17 protein-coding genes are annotated in these 16,474 nt (G+C 61.5%); 2 read left to right on the top strand and 15 right to left on the bottom strand.

What is annotated here, in order from left to right:
- Positions 1-50 precede the first annotated feature (50 nt).
- Positions 51-812 (bottom strand): alpha/beta hydrolase-fold protein, encoded by a 762-nt coding sequence (locus WDB71_RS04550; RefSeq protein WP_341503455.1) that lies wholly within the window; start codon positions 810-812, stop codon positions 51-53.
- A gap of 269 nt (positions 813-1,081) precedes the next feature.
- On the opposite strand from WDB71_RS04550, the gene WDB71_RS04545 reads away from it, so the two are divergent.
- A complete protein-coding gene (locus WDB71_RS04545; RefSeq protein WP_341503454.1) occupies positions 1,082-3,937 on the top strand; it encodes a hypothetical protein in 2,856 nt (951 codons plus the stop codon).
- Positions 3,938-3,979: 42 nt separating this feature from the next.
- Here the strand turns inward: WDB71_RS04545 and WDB71_RS04540 are convergent, their stop codons facing one another.
- A complete protein-coding gene (locus tag WDB71_RS04540) occupies positions 3,980-4,501 on the bottom strand; it encodes a hypothetical protein (protein WP_341503453.1) in 522 nt (173 codons plus the stop codon).
- A gap of 207 nt (positions 4,502-4,708) precedes the next feature.
- Here WDB71_RS04540 and WDB71_RS04535 point away from each other — a divergent pair, with 207 nt between their 5' ends.
- Positions 4,709-6,262 carry a serine hydrolase domain-containing protein gene (locus WDB71_RS04535; protein WP_341503452.1) on the top strand — a complete coding sequence of 518 codons (1,554 nt, stop codon included), beginning with the start codon at positions 4,709-4,711 and terminating at the stop codon, positions 6,260-6,262.
- Positions 6,263-6,349: 87 nt separating this feature from the next.
- On the opposite strand, the gene WDB71_RS04530 is transcribed toward WDB71_RS04535, so the two are convergent.
- The 13 genes from WDB71_RS04530 to WDB71_RS04470 form a co-directional block, all read right to left on the bottom strand.
- Complete coding sequence (locus WDB71_RS04530) at positions 6,350-6,715, bottom strand: YciI family protein (protein WP_341503451.1); 366 nt, start codon at positions 6,713-6,715, stop codon at positions 6,350-6,352.
- Between the two features lie 11 nt (positions 6,716-6,726).
- Entirely contained in the window at positions 6,727-7,557 is an 831-nt protein-coding gene (locus WDB71_RS04525) for a YciI family protein (RefSeq protein WP_341503450.1), read from the bottom strand.
- A 67-nt stretch (positions 7,558-7,624) separates the two neighbouring features.
- Positions 7,625-8,851 carry an RNA polymerase sigma factor gene (locus tag WDB71_RS04520; protein ID WP_341503449.1) on the bottom strand — a complete coding sequence of 409 codons (1,227 nt, stop codon included), beginning with the start codon at positions 8,849-8,851 and terminating at the stop codon, positions 7,625-7,627.
- 22 nt (positions 8,852-8,873) lie between these two features.
- Entirely contained in the window at positions 8,874-9,131 is a 258-nt protein-coding gene (locus WDB71_RS04515) for a hypothetical protein (protein WP_341503448.1), read from the bottom strand.
- Positions 9,132-9,201: 70 nt separating this feature from the next.
- Entirely contained in the window at positions 9,202-9,903 is a 702-nt protein-coding gene (locus WDB71_RS04510) for an amino acid racemase (protein WP_341503447.1), read from the bottom strand.
- 2 nt (positions 9,904-9,905) lie between these two features.
- Entirely contained in the window at positions 9,906-10,769 is an 864-nt protein-coding gene (locus tag WDB71_RS04505) for an alpha/beta fold hydrolase (protein WP_341503446.1), read from the bottom strand.
- A gap of 118 nt (positions 10,770-10,887) precedes the next feature.
- A complete protein-coding gene (locus tag WDB71_RS04500) occupies positions 10,888-11,298 on the bottom strand; it encodes an SRPBCC family protein (protein ID WP_341503445.1) in 411 nt (136 codons plus the stop codon).
- A gap of 85 nt (positions 11,299-11,383) precedes the next feature.
- Complete coding sequence (locus WDB71_RS04495; protein WP_341503444.1) at positions 11,384-11,914, bottom strand: adenylate kinase; 531 nt, start codon at positions 11,912-11,914, stop codon at positions 11,384-11,386.
- Between the two features lie 326 nt (positions 11,915-12,240).
- The gene (locus tag WDB71_RS04490; protein ID WP_341503443.1) at positions 12,241-12,468 is read right to left on the bottom strand and encodes a hypothetical protein; all 228 of its coding nucleotides are present in this window, start codon (positions 12,466-12,468) and stop codon (positions 12,241-12,243) included.
- Between the two features lie 405 nt (positions 12,469-12,873).
- On the bottom strand, positions 12,874-13,815 hold the full coding sequence (locus WDB71_RS04485) for an IS5 family transposase (RefSeq protein ID WP_341503442.1): 942 nt from the start codon (positions 13,813-13,815) through the stop codon (positions 12,874-12,876).
- Positions 13,816-14,068: 253 nt separating this feature from the next.
- Complete coding sequence (locus tag WDB71_RS04480; RefSeq protein WP_341503441.1) at positions 14,069-14,269, bottom strand: hypothetical protein; 201 nt, start codon at positions 14,267-14,269, stop codon at positions 14,069-14,071.
- Positions 14,270-14,529: 260 nt separating this feature from the next.
- Entirely contained in the window at positions 14,530-14,925 is a 396-nt protein-coding gene (locus WDB71_RS04475) for an HIRAN domain-containing protein (RefSeq protein ID WP_341503440.1), read from the bottom strand.
- Positions 14,926-15,975: 1,050 nt separating this feature from the next.
- Positions 15,976-16,473 carry a hypothetical protein gene (locus tag WDB71_RS04470; protein WP_341503439.1) on the bottom strand — a complete coding sequence of 166 codons (498 nt, stop codon included), beginning with the start codon at positions 16,471-16,473 and terminating at the stop codon, positions 15,976-15,978.
- Position 16,474 lies beyond the last annotated feature (1 nt).

Here is a 16,474-nt window from a genome sequence, read left to right as displayed (position 1 = left end):
GTCTTTTATGCCCACTTTGCCAAAGGGCGGCAACAGGGACAAGGCCTCGCCTACTTGCCGTGGGCCGGTGCGCCCGGTACCGGTGCTGGCTCCTGCTCGGACGCGAAAAAAGTGGCCAGCACCTCGTCCAGCAACGGTCGCCAGTTGTCCCAGTTATGCCCCTCGGCGACCTCCCGGTAGGTCAGCTCATGGCCCGCCGCCATCAAGACCTTGCGCAGCCGACGGCCGCTGGCGGTGTTGTCGTTCTTGATGCCCAGGCTGAGGAAGATCTTCAGCCTGGGCACCTTCAACAGCCGGTAGGCCTCCAGCAATCCGGGCACCGGGTGCAGGGCCGGCGACTGCATGGCCAGCCCACCGAAATGCTCCGGCGCCAGCAGGCCGAAACAGGCGCTGTTCAGGGCGCCGAAAGACAAGCCCAATACGACCCTGTCGCGCCTTGCCCGGCTGACCCCGTAGTCCCTGGTGATGGCCGGGATCAGCTCATCGGTAAAGAAGGCCGCGTAGTCCGGGCTGCAGAAAAACTGCTGGTTGCGCCTGTCCACAGACAGCTTGTCGGGATCCCGGCTGTCCACGAAGACCACCAGCACGGGCACTATCCGGCCCGCGGCGATTTCCCGGTCCAGCACCCTGACCATCTTGCCCCTTTGCAGGTACTGGTGCCCGTCGGTGACATAGAGGGTGGGCAAGGGGCCTGTCGTGTGGGACGACGGTGTGTAGACCCGGTATTGCAGGGCATAGCCGAGGGCCTTGCTATCAATGCGTTGGTTATCCGACAGCACCCCCTTGGCCAGCAGGGGTGCACTTGAGGTCATCAGCAGTAAAGCCACCGTCATCCGTACCAATAGCTGCACGACGCCCTCCAAGGTGCCTAAGGAAAATTCAATTTCATCAACAGACTACCTCAAAACCGCCCATAATATTCCTGCCGACACCGGCCCCCGGATGACAAAGAGATGACCTCGACCAGTAGGCCCTGCCAATGACGGCCCGGATCCCCTAGACTGACCTTACCTCCTCGGCGCAGGACCGGCGCCAGGCTGTGACGGAGGCTCACAGACCCAGGTTATAAAGGAACTTCACCATGACCAACTGGCTCGCCAACCAGGCCGGCACCAAGACCGCCGCCATCCCCACCACCCTCTGTTCGCAGCTGTTCGAGGCAGCAGAGCACTTCGACAACCTCAGCGCCGAACAGCTCTTGCTGCAATTCAGCGACCATTTTGCCGGCAATGCCGCCAGCCAGGAATTTTCCAGCTACCTGGAAGGCCTGGATCCCGAGATCAAGGCACGGCTGGAGCAGGAATGGCAGCAGCTCAAGGACAGGCTGGGCGACAAGCTGCCGGAGCGCCTCAAGGCACTCTGCCAGCCCCTGGCCTCGTACCAGGGGGCAAACGCCCTGCCCCTGCTCAGCAGCCAATGGCAAGGCGAGCAACCAAGTGCGCGCTTCAACCTGACTGCCGAGCTGGCCACGGCCCTGGAGGTAGAGGTGTTCAGCGCGGAGGAGGCTGCCAGCAAGATTGGAGACGAACTGCCGGACAACAAGTGCCTGCTGGGCCTGGGCATGAGTGGCAGCCTGGCTGCCGGCCTGAGCAGCGAGCTGCCACTGTCCATGGGCAGCCTGGGGATCCAGGCCGGTGCCGACAGCCGATTGGAGCTGGACAGCTGTTACCTCTTCGCCGAGCAGGCCTGGCTGGGCCAGGCCCTGGCCGAGATCGGCAGCGACTGGCGTTCGCCCCTGAGCCTGGACAGCACCCTGGCCGCCATGGCCGACGGCCAGCCCCGCCTCTACCATCACAGCCTGAACTTCGAAGGCAGCATCAACCTGGGGGCCAGCCTGACCCTGGGCAAGAGTTTCAGTCGCCGCCTGAACGAGCTTGACCAGGAGCTGTTCGACACACCCATCAGCCTGGATGCCGAACTGGCAGCGTCCGTGTCGCTGAGCCTCAAGGACAAGGGCACCTTCCAGCTGGAGGTCCAGAGAGACACCGACAGCAGCCTCTTCGTGCGCCTGCAAAAGTGCCATGACCAGACCAGGGGCAGCCTGCTCAAACTGGGCGCCGATGTCCGCCTGATGGGCCTGACCGACAACCTGCGCCGGCTGGTAGACAAGGGCCTGCCGGACATGGGCGACTTCGACGCCAGGCTCGAAGAGTTCAAGTGGCCCGGCAAGCTGCTCGAGGAACACCTGGCACTGCCGGAAGATGGCACCTTCACGCCCCTGCTCCAGCAGCTGCTGGCGTCGCCCGCGGCCGATATCCAGCCCCTGGCCGGGCAGCTCAAGGCCCTGATCGCTGAGCGCCTGGCCACCCTGGTGGATGACAGGGTCAGCATCTGGAACCGGGATCCGGCCTTGGTCAGCGAAGAGCTGGTGGCCCTGGTGGGCCAGGAGCTGGGCCTGTCCGGCGCGGCGCTTCAGTCCCTGCACCAGCTGCTGGACGCCCCCCTGACCGATGCCCTCAACCAGCTCAAGGGAGCCCTGGCCGACAGGGTTGGCGAGCTCCATGAGCTGGCCGACGACACCCTGGACAAGGTACTGGCTCCCCTGGTGGCGGTGGAGGCCAACATCAATGAGGTCAAGACACAGATCCAGGACGGCATGAGCGGCGCCATCGCCCCCTTCGAGCGCTTCCTCGGCAAGTACGGCGAATTCCGCACCAGCATCCTCAAGGCCATCGGCGAGCACCTGGAGCAGCGGGTCGGCGTGGCATGGCAAGCCAGCCGCGAGCACAAGGAAAGCCGTGAAACCACCTTTTCCTGCCGGATCCTCAGGAATACCCCCGCTACCCGCACCCTCTACCGGGCACTGTGGTGCCGTGACCTCGGCAACCTCAAGGCGCTTCTGGATCAGGCCAGGGCAGAGGGCTCGGTGGACAGGATCAAGGGCAGCTACAGCAGCCTCAACCAGGACAAACGCCAGGCCAGCCTGACCATCAGCCTGCTGGGTTTCGAGGCCAGCTGGAGCAGCAAGCACCTGGAGCTGGCCAAGGTGGTTAGCGACCATCAGGGCAATATCCTCGCCTGTCGCAGCCAGGCGGAAGTCGACAAGGTCCAGGCCCTGCTGGGCGAATCCAGGAAGGTATCCATGCTGGCCGGCCTGGATCTGCTGGCGCTGCTGGATGGCCAGCTGATGCCGGCGCCCCTGAAGCTGCAATTCAGCGTCAGCGACGACGACATGACCGACGCCGAAGTCCGCCAGTATTTCGCAGGCATGGAGAAGCTGGGACTCTGCCAGCAGGGTGCCTCCACCATGGTACTCAATGCCTTCGGCGCCAATCCGGGCAAGGGCGCCAGGAAGGCCAGCCTGGCCACCAGCCTGAACCTGACCGCCGTCCAGTGGCGCACCTTCCTGGACGGCAACGCCCTGGGGGAAAACGAGCTGGCCGAGCACCTGCTTGACACCTTCGAGCAGGCCCTGGCCAGGGCCGACGCCAGGGGCGCCGAGGCCACTGCCCAACGCCCCGCCTATCAGCAGCAAAAAGGCCTGGACAGGCTGGCCTGGTACCAGGGGCTGGCCAAGCAGAAGAGAAGGAATGATGCCCTGGAATGGCAGTTCAACCAGCCGGTCGGCAACAAGGCCGTAAAAGACCAGATGAACCGCCTCTGGATCCTGGCCCGCTCCGCCATCGCCCTGGCCGAGGGCTACCAGGCCATGACCGAGCATTGGCAAGAGCTGCAGTTGCTTTTGGCGGCGGTTACGCCGGATCCCGAGGCGATAACGGCCACCACCCAGGCCATGAACAGGGCCCTGACCGATGCTGTCGATGACGCCATGAGGACCGGGAATGTCGTCTTTGAACGGGACAACGAGATCCCCTGGCCGACCCTGGGCCTGTACCTGGCCCTGGCCGAGCTGGCCGGGCGCCGGCCGCCCTACAGCCTGGTCACCGAGCTGACCTTGAACCACAAGGGTCAGCAGCAGCGCTACCTGATCGGCTGAGCCCTGACAGCAAACAAAAGGCCGCGCACAGCGCGGCCTTTTTCATGCCATGGCGGCCACCAGCTCGCTGAGCCTTGCGATCTTGCTGTTGCTGAGCTGGCGGTAGTCGAAATAGGGGCACACCAGCAGCCGGTGCTCGGGGCAGATAGCGAACTCCTCGTCCAGCCAGGTCAATTGCGCCTGCAGCTCCCCCCTGGCCAGCAGATCCCTGGCATGGGTGCGCCCGGCGATGATGTGCAGCACATCGGGCCTTTCGCCAAGCCGGGGCGGGCTCAGCAGCAGCGCCGTGGTCGAGCCCGGCTGCAGCAGTCGTTCGTCCCGGTACCGCTGCCAGGTCGGTGCCTGCTCGGCAAAGCCGAAGGCGTCCGGCAGGGCGAACAGCACCTTGGCGTAGACGTTGAACAGCTTGCGCCAGCCGTTGCCGCAGGCGGCATTGATGTGGTCTATCTCGCCCCCCACCAGGGGCCTCAGCTCGTCCAGGCCCTGGAGCTCGGCCATGGGCGGCCCCTTGGCCACATAGACCGCCACCCGGTACTGGCCGTCGCCCAAACCGATATCCCGCATTGGCCACTCCCCTCATTCGGCGCCAGCTCGATGGCGCATTGAACCCCAAGGGTAATCCCGGCACAAGTGGCGAAACAGACCACCTTGTTGACCAACAGCACCAAACCCAATTCGGAATGGATAGCTATGGTATTGATATAAAATCACTTTTATGAATGGCATGCCATTTGCCCTACTCTGTCTTTTATTGTGCAAATGGACTTCACCATGCCCGTAAAAGCCGCCCTCGTTACCCTGGCGAGTCTGATGGCCACGCCAACCGCCGCCATCCTCACGCCCACCCAGCTCCCCGTCGACGCCCAGCCCGTCGCGACAGTGGCGGCGCCAGCCGTCAAGACCAGGATGGATGCCTTTATGACCAGGCTCAGGGAGGCCTTCGCGCTGCGTTCCGGCACCGCCGTGATCCTGGTCAGGGGCGACGCCATCCTCTACCGGGGCAACTTTGGCCAGGCCGATATCGAGAGCCGGGAGCCGGTAAGGGACGACACCCTCTTCTATATCGCCTCCATCACCAAGCCGCTGTTCGCCCTGGCCGCGCTCCAGGAACTGGCGGCCAGGGGCCAGGGCCTGGATACCAGCCTGGCCGAGCTGTTCCCGGGCATCGCCTTCGCCCCTGGCATCGATGCCAGGGCCATCAAGGTGCGCCACCTGCTCAATCACAGCGCCGGCCTGGACGATGAGCTGCTGCAGACCGCGCTCTACCTGAGCGGCCTCCACGACCGCCAAAGCCGCCTGCAGATGCTGGCCCGCGTTCGCCCCAGCCAGGAGAGCAAGCTAGGCCAGTTCGACTATACGAACCTCGGCTACAACATCCTAAGTCAGGCCCTGGGCAGATCCTGGCAGGACGTGATGGCCGACCACGTCTTCAGGCCCCTGGGCATGACGCGCAGCACCGCCCGGGTAAGCGAAGCCAGGAAAGCCGGCTGGTCCCTGGCCAGGCCCTACGACTTCTTCACCGAGCAGCGCTACCTGGCCCTGCCCCTGGAGAAGCGCGACAGTACCCTGCACGCCGCCGGCGGCGTCTATGCCACGGCCGGGGATCTGGCCAGGCTGCTGACGGCCGAGCTGAACCTGGGCAAGGTGGACGGCAGACAGCTGTTGCCACAAGGGCTTGTCCGCCAGAGCCAGCAGCAGACGGTGGCCCTGGACGACCGCAAGGGCGACTTCCGGCGCAGCGGCTACGGCCTGGGCTGGTACCTGGGCGACTACAAGGGCCGGTCCCTCTACCACCATTTCGGCAGCTTCGAGGGCTTCCGCCCGCACCTGTCCTTCATGCCCCAGGAAAAGCTGGGCCTGGTGATCCTCAATAACGAGGGCATGCTCAACGACCGCCTCACCGACCTCATCGCCGACTACGCCTATGGCCTGGCCCTGGGCGAACCGGATCTGGACGCGCGCCTGGACCAGCGCATCGCCAAGCTCAAGGCCATGGCCTACGGCTTCAGGGACAAGCGGCTGGCCAAGGAGGCGGGCTACCGTGACAAGCCCTACCAACTGAGCCTGCCCAGGGCCGCCTACCTGGGGCACTACCGCCACCCCCTGGCCGGGACATTGACGGTACAGCCCCTGGGCGACCAGGACTTCCGCCTCGACTGGGGCCATGCCGGCAGCGCCAGCACCGCCATGACCGAGCCCGACAGCATCCGAGTCAAGTTCAGGCCGAGCCGGGCCCAGGTGGTCCAATTCGACGTCGAGGGGGAAAAGGTGCAAGCGCTGCGCTACGCCGGCATCACCTTCAGCCGCACCGGCGGTCCGGACTGAGCCATTCGCCGTGGCGGCTCCGGTACCAGCAGCAAAGACAACAGCGGCCCGGAAGGGCCGCCGTTGACAAGGGTATGGGCAGGGACCTCAGTAGGAAAAGGGCGGCGCCAGCTCCCGCACCGGCCGCACCTCTATGCAGCCGTAACGGGCCGGGGGGATGCGGCTGGCCAGGCGGATGGCCTCGTTGAGATCCCGGGCCTCCAGCAGGTAGAAGCCCGCCAGCTGTTCCTTGGTCTCGGCAAAGGGGCCGTCGGTGGTGGTGACCTTGCCGCCGCGCACCCGCACCGTGGTGGCGCTGTCCACGCCCTGCAGGGCCTGGCCGGCCAGCATGTGTCCTTCGGCCGTCAGGCCCTCGCCGCAGGCCAGGCACTCCTCGTTGAGGGCCTGCCACTCGGGCTGGCCCATGGCCTTCATCTTCGCATCCTGGTAGTAGACCAGGGCCAGGTATTTCATGGCTTGCTCCCTTATCCGTTGGTTTTGTTGCAGTTGAACATCCAGGGGATGCCGAACCTGTCCACCAGCATGCCGAAGCGCCTGGCCCAGAAGGTCTCGGCCACCGGCATGAGGATGCTGGCGCCCTCGCTGAGGCCGTCGAAGGCCAGCTCCAGCTCGGCCGGCTCGTCGAACTGCAGGCAGACGTGGAAACCGGCCGTGGCCTGGTACTGGTCCGGATGGGCGTCCGAGGCCATCAGCTCCAGCTGGCCCAGACGCAGCCGGGCATGCACTATCTTGTCCTGCATCGGAGCCGGCATCTCGGCGGCCATGGGGGTCTCGGCAAAGGTCCTCATGGCGGTGATCTCGCCGCCCAGGCGCTCGGCGTAGAAGGCAAAGGCCTGCCGGCAGTCGCCCTGGAAGCTGAGGTAGGGCACCATGGCGGCGGGATTGAGGGGCCGGCCCTCGAAGGCCTCGGCAACCGCCTGCTTGCCCTCGCCCTCGGCGAAGTCCTCCATCTCGAACAGCCGCCGCACCTCCAGCTCCACCTGGCCGTTGCCGTCCAGCTGCGGCCAGCGCCTGGCCCAGGCCAGGGCCTCGTCCCGGGATGCCACCTCGATCAGGGTGAAGCCCGCCAGCAGCGCCCCGGCCTCGGCGAAGGGGCCGTCGCTGACCAGGGCCTGGCCGCCCTCGAAGCGGACCCTGAAGCCGTCGCGGCTGGGCCTCAGGCCCAGGCCGTCCCTCAGTATGCCGGCCTCGGCCAGCTGCTGGTGGTATTGGCCCATGGCCTGGAGCAGCTCCTGGCTGGGCATGACGCCGGCTTCGGTATCGGCGTCGGCCTTACGCATGATCAGGTATCGCATTGGGGTCTCTCCGTTTCAGTGTGTGTCACTGACTTGTCGAAGCAGCGGCACGCTTTTCGACAGCCCCTCACAATTTTTTTTCGATTTCCTGCAGGCGCCGGCCCAAAAAGCGCCTTTGGGCACCCTGGCGGGCCAGGGCAAGGGCCTGCCGGAAGGCGGCCCTGGCCTGGCTGATGCGCCCCAGCCGGGCCAGCAGCTCGGCCCTGGCCGCGTGGGCCAGGTGGTAGTCGGCCAGCTCGCCGGCGCCAAGCAGGGCCTCCACTTGTGCCAGGCCGGCTTCGTCGCCGCGCACCATGGCCAGGGCCACGGCCCGGTTCAGGGCCACCACAGGCGTGGGCTGGCGCCTGTACAGCTGATCGTAGAGGCCCAGGATCTGCGGCCAGTCGGTGTCGGCAAAGCTGGCCGCCTGGCCGTGCAATGCGGCGATGGCCGCCTGCAGGCCGTAGGGGCCGGCCGGGCCCGCCCGAAGCGCCGCCTCCACCAGGGCCAGGCCCTCCTCTATCTGGCCCTGGTGCCAGCGGCTGCGGTCCTGATCTTCCAGGCGCACCAGCTCGCCCTGGTCGTCACTACGGGCATCACGGCGGGCGTCCTGGAGCAGCATCAGCGCCAGCAGGCCCAGGCACTCCGGCTCGGGCAACAGGGCACACAACAGCCGGCCCAGGCGGATGGCCTCGGCCGCCAAGTCCGGGCGCTGCAGCGCCTCGCCCTCGGCACTGGCGTAGCCTTCGTTGAACAGCAGGTAGATCACCTTAAGCACCGCCTGCAGCCTGTCCGGCAGCTCGCGCCGCTCGGGCATCTCGAAGGGAATGGCGGCGTCGCGGATCTTGGCCTTGGCGCGGACGATGCGCTGGGCAATGGCGGGGGTGCGCTGCAAAAAGGCGCTGGCCACGGCCTCCGTGCTGAGGCCGCACACTTCCCTCAGGGTCAGGGCCAGCTGCGCCTCCGGTGCCAGGGCCGGGTGGCAGCAGGTGAAGATCAGCCGCAGCCGGTCGTCTTCGACATCATCCGGCAGCGGCGCCGCTGCCAGCTCGTCCGCCAGCTCGCCGAGGGCGGCGTCGAAGCGGGCCCGCCGCCTCAGCCTGTCGATGGCCTTGAAGCGGCCGGCGGACACCAGCCAGGCCCTGGGGTTGGCCGGCATGCCCTCCCCCGGCCACTGGGCCAGGGCGGCGGCAAAGGCATCGTGCAGGGCCTCCTCGGCCAGATCGAAATCGCCGAGCAGGCGGATCAGGGTCGCCAGGATGCGCCTGGACTGGTCCTGGTAGAGTTGGGTCAGCTGTTCCTGCACGCTGTCCATTGCCGCTTGCCGGAGGGGTCCGTCAGCGCACCAGGGTCCAGATCCCGGCGCCTACCAGGCCCAGCACCGTGATGCCGCCGGTGATCAGGAACAGCCAGTGCATCATCATCAGGGTATAGAGCAGGTTGCCGACGTCGTAGCCCAGCACCAGGCACTTGTCGGCGCCGGCGGCGCTGACGTTGCACTTGAGCAGCTTGGCCAGCAGCACGCCGAGCAGGGAAAGGAACAGGGGAAAACAACCGATGACCACACTCCAGATGGCCAGTTTTGCCGGTGTCATGCGCACCTCCTTGTTGCGACATTGAGAAGCCACACCATAACGGCCGGAGCGGGCTTTGAGAAGGGCGAACTCAATCCACCCTCAGCGCCGCTGCCAGGGCCGCCCTGGCCAGCAGCCGGGTGGAATCCAGCACCGGCAGCGGGCTGTCGTCGGGGCTGATCAGCAGCGGGATCTCGGTGCAGCCCAGCACCACGGCGTCGCAGCCCTGCTCCGCCAGCTTCTCGATAAGACCGATAAAGGCGTTGCGGGAGGCCTCCCGCACCAGGCCCGGCACCAGCTCTTCGAAGATGACCGCGTCCACCATGGCCCTGTCGGTTTCATCCGGGATCTGCCAGGCGATGCCGCGCCGTTCCAGCACCTGGGGATAGACGGGCCCCGTCATCAGGAAACGGGTGCCCAGTATGGCCAGCCTGCGGTAACCACGGGCCTCGGCCTCGTCTGCCACCACCTCGGCGATGTGCAGCCAGGGAATGGGCGAGCGCTTCGCCACATAGTCGAAGGCCTGGTGGATGGTGTTGTCGGGGCAGATGGCAAGCTCCGCCCCCATGGCCGCCAGCTTGTTGGCCGAGGACAGCATCAGCTCCCCCACCCCCTGCCAGTCGTCCCGCTCCAGGCAGGGCAGGTACTCGCCCACCGGATGGCCGTGCAGCGACAGCTGCGGGTGCCAGTGCGGCCCCATCCGGGCCGGGGCCTCCATGCAGATGGTGCGGTAGCACAGCGCCGCCCCTTCGGCGCTGCAGGCCACGATGCCGATATGCCTTGCCTTGTCCATCTCTACCTCTCAACCCCGCCGCCAAGCTTGTCCAGGAAGGCCCTGTAGCGGCTGAGCTCTTCCTTGCCTTCCAGCATATTGCCGTGGCCGGCGCCCTGGACGATCAGCAGCTGCTTCTGGCTCGAACGGCTGGCCTCGAAGAGCCGCTGGGACAGCACCACAGGCACCTGTTCGTCCTGCTCGCCGCCGATGACCAGCAAGGGGCCGTCATAGTCCCTGGCCACCACTTGCTGGTTGTCCACCCCGCGAAAGGCCTCGTCCACCTCCACGGTCAGGAAGGGCTTCATGAACCAGGGCGTGCTTTCGTCTATCCAGTCGTCCACATTGGTTGCCGAGCCCTGCAGCACCAGGGCGTCGACGTCCTGGCGCTTGGCCAGCTGGCCGGCCACGAAGCTCCCCAGGGAAAAGCCATGCACGGTGACGAAACTGGGCTCCAGCTCCCGGCGCAGGTAATGGTATTGCTGCACGGCGTCGCTGATCTGGTTGGCCACGGTGGCCTTGCCGGTGCTGGCGCCCAGGCCGCGACGGTCGAAGATGGCCACGTCCCGGCCCAAGTCGGCCAGGGTCTCCATCACTTCGATGCCGCCCTTGGCCACCTTCATGCCGTTGCCGGGAATGAAGAAGATGAGCTCCTTTGAGTCAGGGTCGTCCAGCAACAGCCCGTGCAGCACCGCGGCCTGGTCCTGGCTGGTCAGCTGCAGCCGTTTCAGCGACTTGCCCGGGAAGCGCGCCTGCCACTGGTTCAGCTCGGCGTCCTGGTACGGGCTGACGGCCTTGTCCTGGGCGATAAAGGCGCTTTCGCTGATATGGGCGCTGCAGCCCGTCAGGCCGAGGCTGAGCAGGGCAAGGGGTAGGATCCTTGGCATTGTTGTTATGTCCTTATTTGGTGTTGTCGGGGCGAGCCCTCGCATGACGCGGGGCTCATATGTGCGGGATAAGGCAAGCTAAGACATTGAAAGTTCAATTATCTTTACCGGAAAGCCGTCAGCCCTTGGCCTCCACATGGCGGGCGAAGCTGTCGAGGATGCTCTGCCAGCCCTGGCGCTGGAAGTCCGGATCGTGCTGCTGATCGGCGTCGAAGGTTTCCAGCACCCGTACCCCGCCGTCCACGGCCTCGAAGGTAACCAGCACCTCGCGGCCGTCGGCCATGCGGTACTGGAGGCGCGCCTGGGGCTCGACCTCGGTATAGGTGCCCTCGAAATCGAAGCCCATGCTGCCGTCCTTGGCCTCCATGCGGGAGCTGAAGCTGCCGCCCACACGCAGGTCCACGCGGCTGCTGGTGGTGTGCCAGTCGTCGGAGGCGGCGTTCCAGCGGACGATATCGTCGGGGTTGTTCCAGGCATCCCAGGTGCTGGCCAGATCGGCGTTGATGAGGGTTTCGATGGTGATCTTCATTACTTGTCCTTAAGTCAGGGGGCGGCAGGGCCGGCCCTTTTGCGTTTCCAGCACGCTAGCACGGCCCGCCGGGGCGCTCAATCCTTCACCGGCCAGGCGCCCCTGCCCGGAGCCGGCCCAGCAGCGCCTCGATCTCCTTGGGCGAGCGCAGGTGATGGACCGTCTTATCGCCGCCCTGCTCCGCCACCAGCTTGCGATAGGCCGGGGTCAGCTTGCGGTGGCAGAGCCACAGCACCTTGTAGCTGGTCAGGGTGCTCCTGAGGATGGGGCTGTTTTGAGGCCAGCCCTCGGGATTGACGAAGAGCCCCTTCAGCATCCGCTTGGCTATCCAGAGGCCGTGGGTGAGCAGCGGCAGGTCCACATGGATGAGGGTGTCCGCCGCCGCGAACCGCTGCCAGGCCGAGGGCACGCAGCCGAAGCCGTCCAGGATCCACCTGTCCCTGCCCAGCAGCTCCTCATGCTGCCTGAGGTAATCAGCGTGGGGAACCTCATCGCCGCCCGGGCGGAACTTGAGCTTGTCGATGGAATAGAGCGGCAGCCCCGTGGCCTCGGCCAGCTTCCTGGCCAATGTCGACTTGCCCCCACCGGCGTTACCGAATATGGCGACCCTGTTCATATTGCCTCCTTGGCATCCAGGCCCGGGAAGCGGATACGAAAAAACCGCCTCCTGGGCGGGTTTTGCGAATCTCATGCAGCAGCCAACCCACCATTCCTAGGGAATGAGGGGAATAATTCGCGTCGGCTGAGCTGAGACGTTCGCGTTCATGGTTCAATCCTTGTCCGCACGGCTTTGGAAGTCAACCCGGGGGTGATTAGTCCGGCCAGAACCCCCAGATGGCGCAATGCCGCTCGATGATTGAGCAAAGCCGTAGATTGGGATTCGTGCCCCATCCCATTGACCTACGCTTGCTAACCTTCTGTGAAGCGTTTTTTAGTTCCCAGCTAAAAACCGAACAGCGGTAGAGCAATTGCCGCCGCAGAACATACCGCAGCCGCAGATGTGAACGCGGCAGCAGTGGCGTTGAGCTTCGATGCCTTCTTCATTGACTGATTCAATGCGTCACCTGAATCCCAGCCAAATTTGAAGTTAACCCGGGCAGAAAGGGCCCAGAAAAGAGCAGAAATAGCGGCAAAAAAGGCACTCATAAATCCTAAAATCGTAGGCAGCATACTGAACCCTTAATGTTTGAGCTTTCTATGCATGAGGAACTAGAAGGACGGAACTAGAAGCAACAACTAGAAGCAACTAGAAGCAACTAGAAGGACATCCATCTTCAAACTCGCTACACATAATCCTACATCAGCCCGTAGGTTGGGATGATGAACGAATCCCAACATCACAACCCAAGCCCTACTCCCCTAAATCCGATCCAGCCTGTGAACCGGATAGGCCCCACTCTATAGATAGGATGCCCTTTCGAACATAACGATGGAAGCTGGAATAAGGCCAGTCACGACAACGGGCTACGAGGCCGTGTTTTACCGGGTTGAAGTGAACATAATCGATGTGGCGGTGATAATGGCCTTGTTGATCAATTCAGCCCCAAGGCCAGTGGGCCCCAACACCGTCCGGGGTCAGCGCACCATGTCACTGACCGGCATGCCCAAGGCCGTCATTTTGTTCAACACCGCAACCCGGGCCATTGCCTCGCCAACCTGGCCGTTATAGTCGCGCAGTCGTAGCCGGTTGCCGGTCAGTTGCTTGAACCGCCACATCGCCGTCTCCCCTATCGAGCGGCGGTGGTAGCCGCTCGCCACCTTCCATTCTGCCAGCTCCCCGGCCTTGAGTGCCGCCACCGCCTCGTTGCGGGGATGCCCTGCCTGCCAATAACCGGCATTGCTTCGCGGCGGTATGAGCGGGCGGGCGCTTTTGTGGGCGATTTCCTCGTAGCATTGCCGGCTGTCGTAGGCGCCGTCAGCGTAGACGCTGCCTATCTGGCGGCGCAGTGGCCTGAGCATAGGGGCTAGGACCTGGCCGTCGGCCACATTGTCCAAGGACAGCTCGGCGCAGATGAGCCAGTGACCCTGGCCGTCCACACCCAGGTGCAGCTTACGCCAGCTGCGGCGTTTCTCCTTGCCGTGCTTGCGCACCTTCCATTCGCCTTCGCCGTAGACCTTGAGGCCGGTGGCGTCGAACACCAGGTGCGCTACCGGGCCCTTGGGGCGACGGATATCCACTGTCACCGTCTTGGCCCGCTTGCTGATGCTGCTGTAGTCCGGCGAACTGAGCTCCAGGCCCATCAACTCGAACAGCGAATTGATGAAGCCCTCCGTCGCCCGCAGGCTCAAGCCGAAGACTGCTTGGATCATCAGTGCGGTGGTGATGGCTTGGTCGCTGTAATGCAGGTCCCGGCCCCGCTTGCCGTTGGGCTGGGTGCTATGCCAGCTGCGGATGGCCGCCTCGTCCAGCCAGAAGGTCAGGGAGCCGCGCTTGACCAGCGCTTCGTTGTATTGGGACCAGTTACGGACCCGGTACTTGGCCTTGGGCTTCTTGTTCTTGCTTTGAGCGGCTTTCATGGCCATGGCGGTTGTCTTCTACGGCTGGGATTGGCCGATCTGATCGCCCGGCTCCGACTAAGTTCCATCGATTTGGTCAACAAGGCCGGTGATAATCACTCTCGTCCCGGATCTCATGCTCCCAATAGCGACGCTGCCAAATGCCCCGCTCTCCCTTCCAAGCCCTGCAGGCCGAAAGGCGCTCTCCCTTCGGCAGCATTCGCGAGAAACTGGCCTTGATAAGCCGCCATCGCATCGGGTAGTTGCCATCACCTTACGGCAAGGTCCAGACGGCGTGAAGATGGTCCGGCAACACCACCATGGCATCAACATGAAACGGGTGACGCCGCTTCACACGAGCAAAAGCCGAACGAAGCGCCTTGATGTGATCGCCCAGCAGCGTTTGACTGCGATCGGCCAGGTTGACCGTAAAAAAGAAGGTGCCGCCCGCCAGCCGTGAGCGTCGATAGCGCATCTCACCTCCTTATGAAGCAATACGTTCAGAGTAGCGGGTTGCCCGCTGATAGGATTGGGTCAACAAAGATCATGGCATCCTGCCTATGATAGCCATGTTGGGATTCGTTCCTCATCCCAACCTACGGGCTGACAATGCGACCTACCGTGCCAAAGGCCGCTTTCGGCTGATGGCAGGGAGTCAGCATCAAGCCGTTTTCGCGCATAAATACGGCGCAATGCCCTTCGGTTATTGCGCCCTACGCTTGCTGCCGCCGCTTGTTATGAGGATTCATATAATTTTTTCCGTCCGGCGGGCCCCAATAACTGAAAAAGAACTTCAACGAAGCCACTTTTACCCTCATACCGCTTGAGCAGCCTTGGCTGAAAAGCTTGGAAACCGAACTCACACATGAGTTTCGCTACAGATTTTGGGACATAGCCAATATGCACCTTTTTTGTACGCATAAAACCTTTATAACACCCGATTATCATAATTGCGTTTTTGTCGTACTTATTTGTGGGCTCTCGCGCCAGAAGAAGGGATGGGCTATTTCCTCGAATAAATTTTGAAGCAGCTTTTTTATAATTACTTATGCCTGCAACATCTAATCTTTCCTCATAGATCTGGAAGCCATCTGGTATAGGTTGATCTGCCAAGTGGTAATCTTTCTTCACAGTACTGGCTCCTCATAACGCCTGAATAATGTGTGAGCTTGGTTTGGCAATTTTATTGCGCTGTTTGCAACTAAAAATGACAAACTATGGCGAATCACGATTGATTCTCTTGTTAAGTGCAATTTACTTTGCTATTTACAAAAAACACTAAGTCATTAATTGCTTGAATATTCTCTGCTTCCACGTCAGATATTTTTATTGAAAACTTGCGTTCAACTGATTCTAGAACAGCGACATCAGCCATGGAATCAAATTCAAACAAATACCTTAAATTTTCAGAGAAATCATCACTAGGCATTAATCGGGAAAGATTCGTTTCTAATTCTGCCTCAAGTATTTGAATAATATCGACAACAATAAATTCAGGAATAGCTTTGTCGCTATAATGCGCTTCATAAAATTCGTGAGGTAATAACGACTTTCTACCTTAAAAAATTCTATCTATTTCAGCCGCACGATTTTTATCATCCTTTTTAAACAACAGAGTGATTTCAATAAATAGGATAAAAATTACGACTGCGAATTCCATTTGCACCTAACGCAGAGTGAATGGGCAGCCATGTGGCGAAGCCACGCTTTTGGCTGTCCAGCCCGAAGGGCGATCATTGCACGATTTGTTATGCATTACTTTCGCCATGGGAATATAGTGACCAAAAACGACTGACGCCATACAAAAAGTTTGTTTAAGTATTTGCTCGGACAAAATAGAAAGAACAGCCCGACCACCACAAATGATGCGTTGAATATGACTGCGCTAAGCTTTGGTCCGAATTCCGATGTAGGTGAACCGTTGTAGTTGATAGTGGCATTTTCATCCAGTAACAACGGGAAAAAGGTTACTAGCAGCATACCCCCCACAAGGGTAAACATTGCCCCCATAAAGCGGTACATTCTTCTATGCCGCTTCATTTTCTTTAGTTGAGAAGTATCCATGCACTACAGATCCCTTGATGCATAACGCTCGCATTTGCGGCTTGGGTGAATTGGCGGCTTTTTTGAAGCGCAGCGTAAAAAGGTGACAATTTGCCCAAGTCCGGCAAGATGCGCTTGTTAAGCATTTCTTGCCTCTCGCAAGAAGTTCAGAAGCTCATTGCGAGCTTGGATGCTTTTAAAATCTCTTTTTGGCAAAATATGCCACTGAGCACCTGGCAAGCAAATATATACCGAACCAAACCGTATAAACACGTTTGAAATAGCGCCGTATTTATGGATGGTTTTATTATAATCAGTTGACTCAGTAAACTCGTCCTCGCTGAATTCAAAGTCATGATGACCTAAAACACCTTTTTTAAAGACAGAGCTAAAAAATGCCATGGCTACGCCAAAACAACCGACGAAAAATATAATGAGAACCAGATAAAATACAAACAAACACAAGAAAAATAGAGACTCAACAAGCCCAAAAGTATCGAATATCGAACTCCACTCTTGATACGCGAATAATAGAGCAAAAAAAGAATAAATTATCTTATTAAAAGTAAGACTAATTTGGGTAAAAAAAGTCCCTATTGCAAGGTCCCGTTTAAGAATTACAGACCTATGTTTCATA

Origin of the sequence: Gallaecimonas sp. GXIMD4217 (assembly GCF_038087665.1) — a bacterium.
Taxonomy (GTDB): Bacteria; Pseudomonadota; Gammaproteobacteria; order Enterobacterales; family Gallaecimonadaceae; genus Gallaecimonas.
Note: the sequence above shows the minus strand (reverse complement) of the source record. Positions and strands in the feature narration are given on the sequence as shown.

What these genes read in the sequence shown, in the direction of transcription:
- WDB71_RS04480 (WP_341503441.1), bottom strand. Translation starts at nt 14,269, where the DNA reads ATGCGCTATCGACGCTCACGGCTGGCGGGCGGCACCTTCTTTTTTACG.
- WDB71_RS04535 (WP_341503452.1), top strand. Translation starts at nt 4,709, where the DNA reads ATGCCCGTAAAAGCCGCCCTCGTTACCCTGGCGAGTCTGATGGCCACG.
- WDB71_RS04500 (WP_341503445.1), bottom strand. Translation starts at nt 11,298, where the DNA reads ATGAAGATCACCATCGAAACCCTCATCAACGCCGATCTGGCCAGCACC.
- WDB71_RS04520 (WP_341503449.1), bottom strand. Translation starts at nt 8,851, where the DNA reads ATGGACAGCGTGCAGGAACAGCTGACCCAACTCTACCAGGACCAGTCC.
- WDB71_RS04470 (WP_341503439.1), bottom strand. Translation starts at nt 16,473, where the DNA reads ATGAAACATAGGTCTGTAATTCTTAAACGGGACCTTGCAATAGGGACT.
- WDB71_RS04485 (WP_341503442.1), bottom strand. Translation starts at nt 13,815, where the DNA reads ATGAAAGCCGCTCAAAGCAAGAACAAGAAGCCCAAGGCCAAGTACCGG.
- WDB71_RS04540 (WP_341503453.1), bottom strand. Translation starts at nt 4,501, where the DNA reads ATGCGGGATATCGGTTTGGGCGACGGCCAGTACCGGGTGGCGGTCTAT.
- WDB71_RS04495 (WP_341503444.1), bottom strand. Translation starts at nt 11,914, where the DNA reads ATGAACAGGGTCGCCATATTCGGTAACGCCGGTGGGGGCAAGTCGACA.
- WDB71_RS04550 (WP_341503455.1), bottom strand. Translation starts at nt 812, where the DNA reads ATGACCTCAAGTGCACCCCTGCTGGCCAAGGGGGTGCTGTCGGATAAC.
- WDB71_RS04530 (WP_341503451.1), bottom strand. Translation starts at nt 6,715, where the DNA reads ATGAAATACCTGGCCCTGGTCTACTACCAGGATGCGAAGATGAAGGCC.
- WDB71_RS04510 (WP_341503447.1), bottom strand. Translation starts at nt 9,903, where the DNA reads ATGGACAAGGCAAGGCATATCGGCATCGTGGCCTGCAGCGCCGAAGGG.
- WDB71_RS04525 (WP_341503450.1), bottom strand. Translation starts at nt 7,557, where the DNA reads ATGCGATACCTGATCATGCGTAAGGCCGACGCCGATACCGAAGCCGGC.
- WDB71_RS04490 (WP_341503443.1), bottom strand. Translation starts at nt 12,468, where the DNA reads ATGCTGCCTACGATTTTAGGATTTATGAGTGCCTTTTTTGCCGCTATT.
- WDB71_RS04505 (WP_341503446.1), bottom strand. Translation starts at nt 10,769, where the DNA reads ATGCCAAGGATCCTACCCCTTGCCCTGCTCAGCCTCGGCCTGACGGGC.
- WDB71_RS04545 (WP_341503454.1), top strand. Translation starts at nt 1,082, where the DNA reads ATGACCAACTGGCTCGCCAACCAGGCCGGCACCAAGACCGCCGCCATC.
- WDB71_RS04515 (WP_341503448.1), bottom strand. Translation starts at nt 9,131, where the DNA reads ATGACACCGGCAAAACTGGCCATCTGGAGTGTGGTCATCGGTTGTTTT.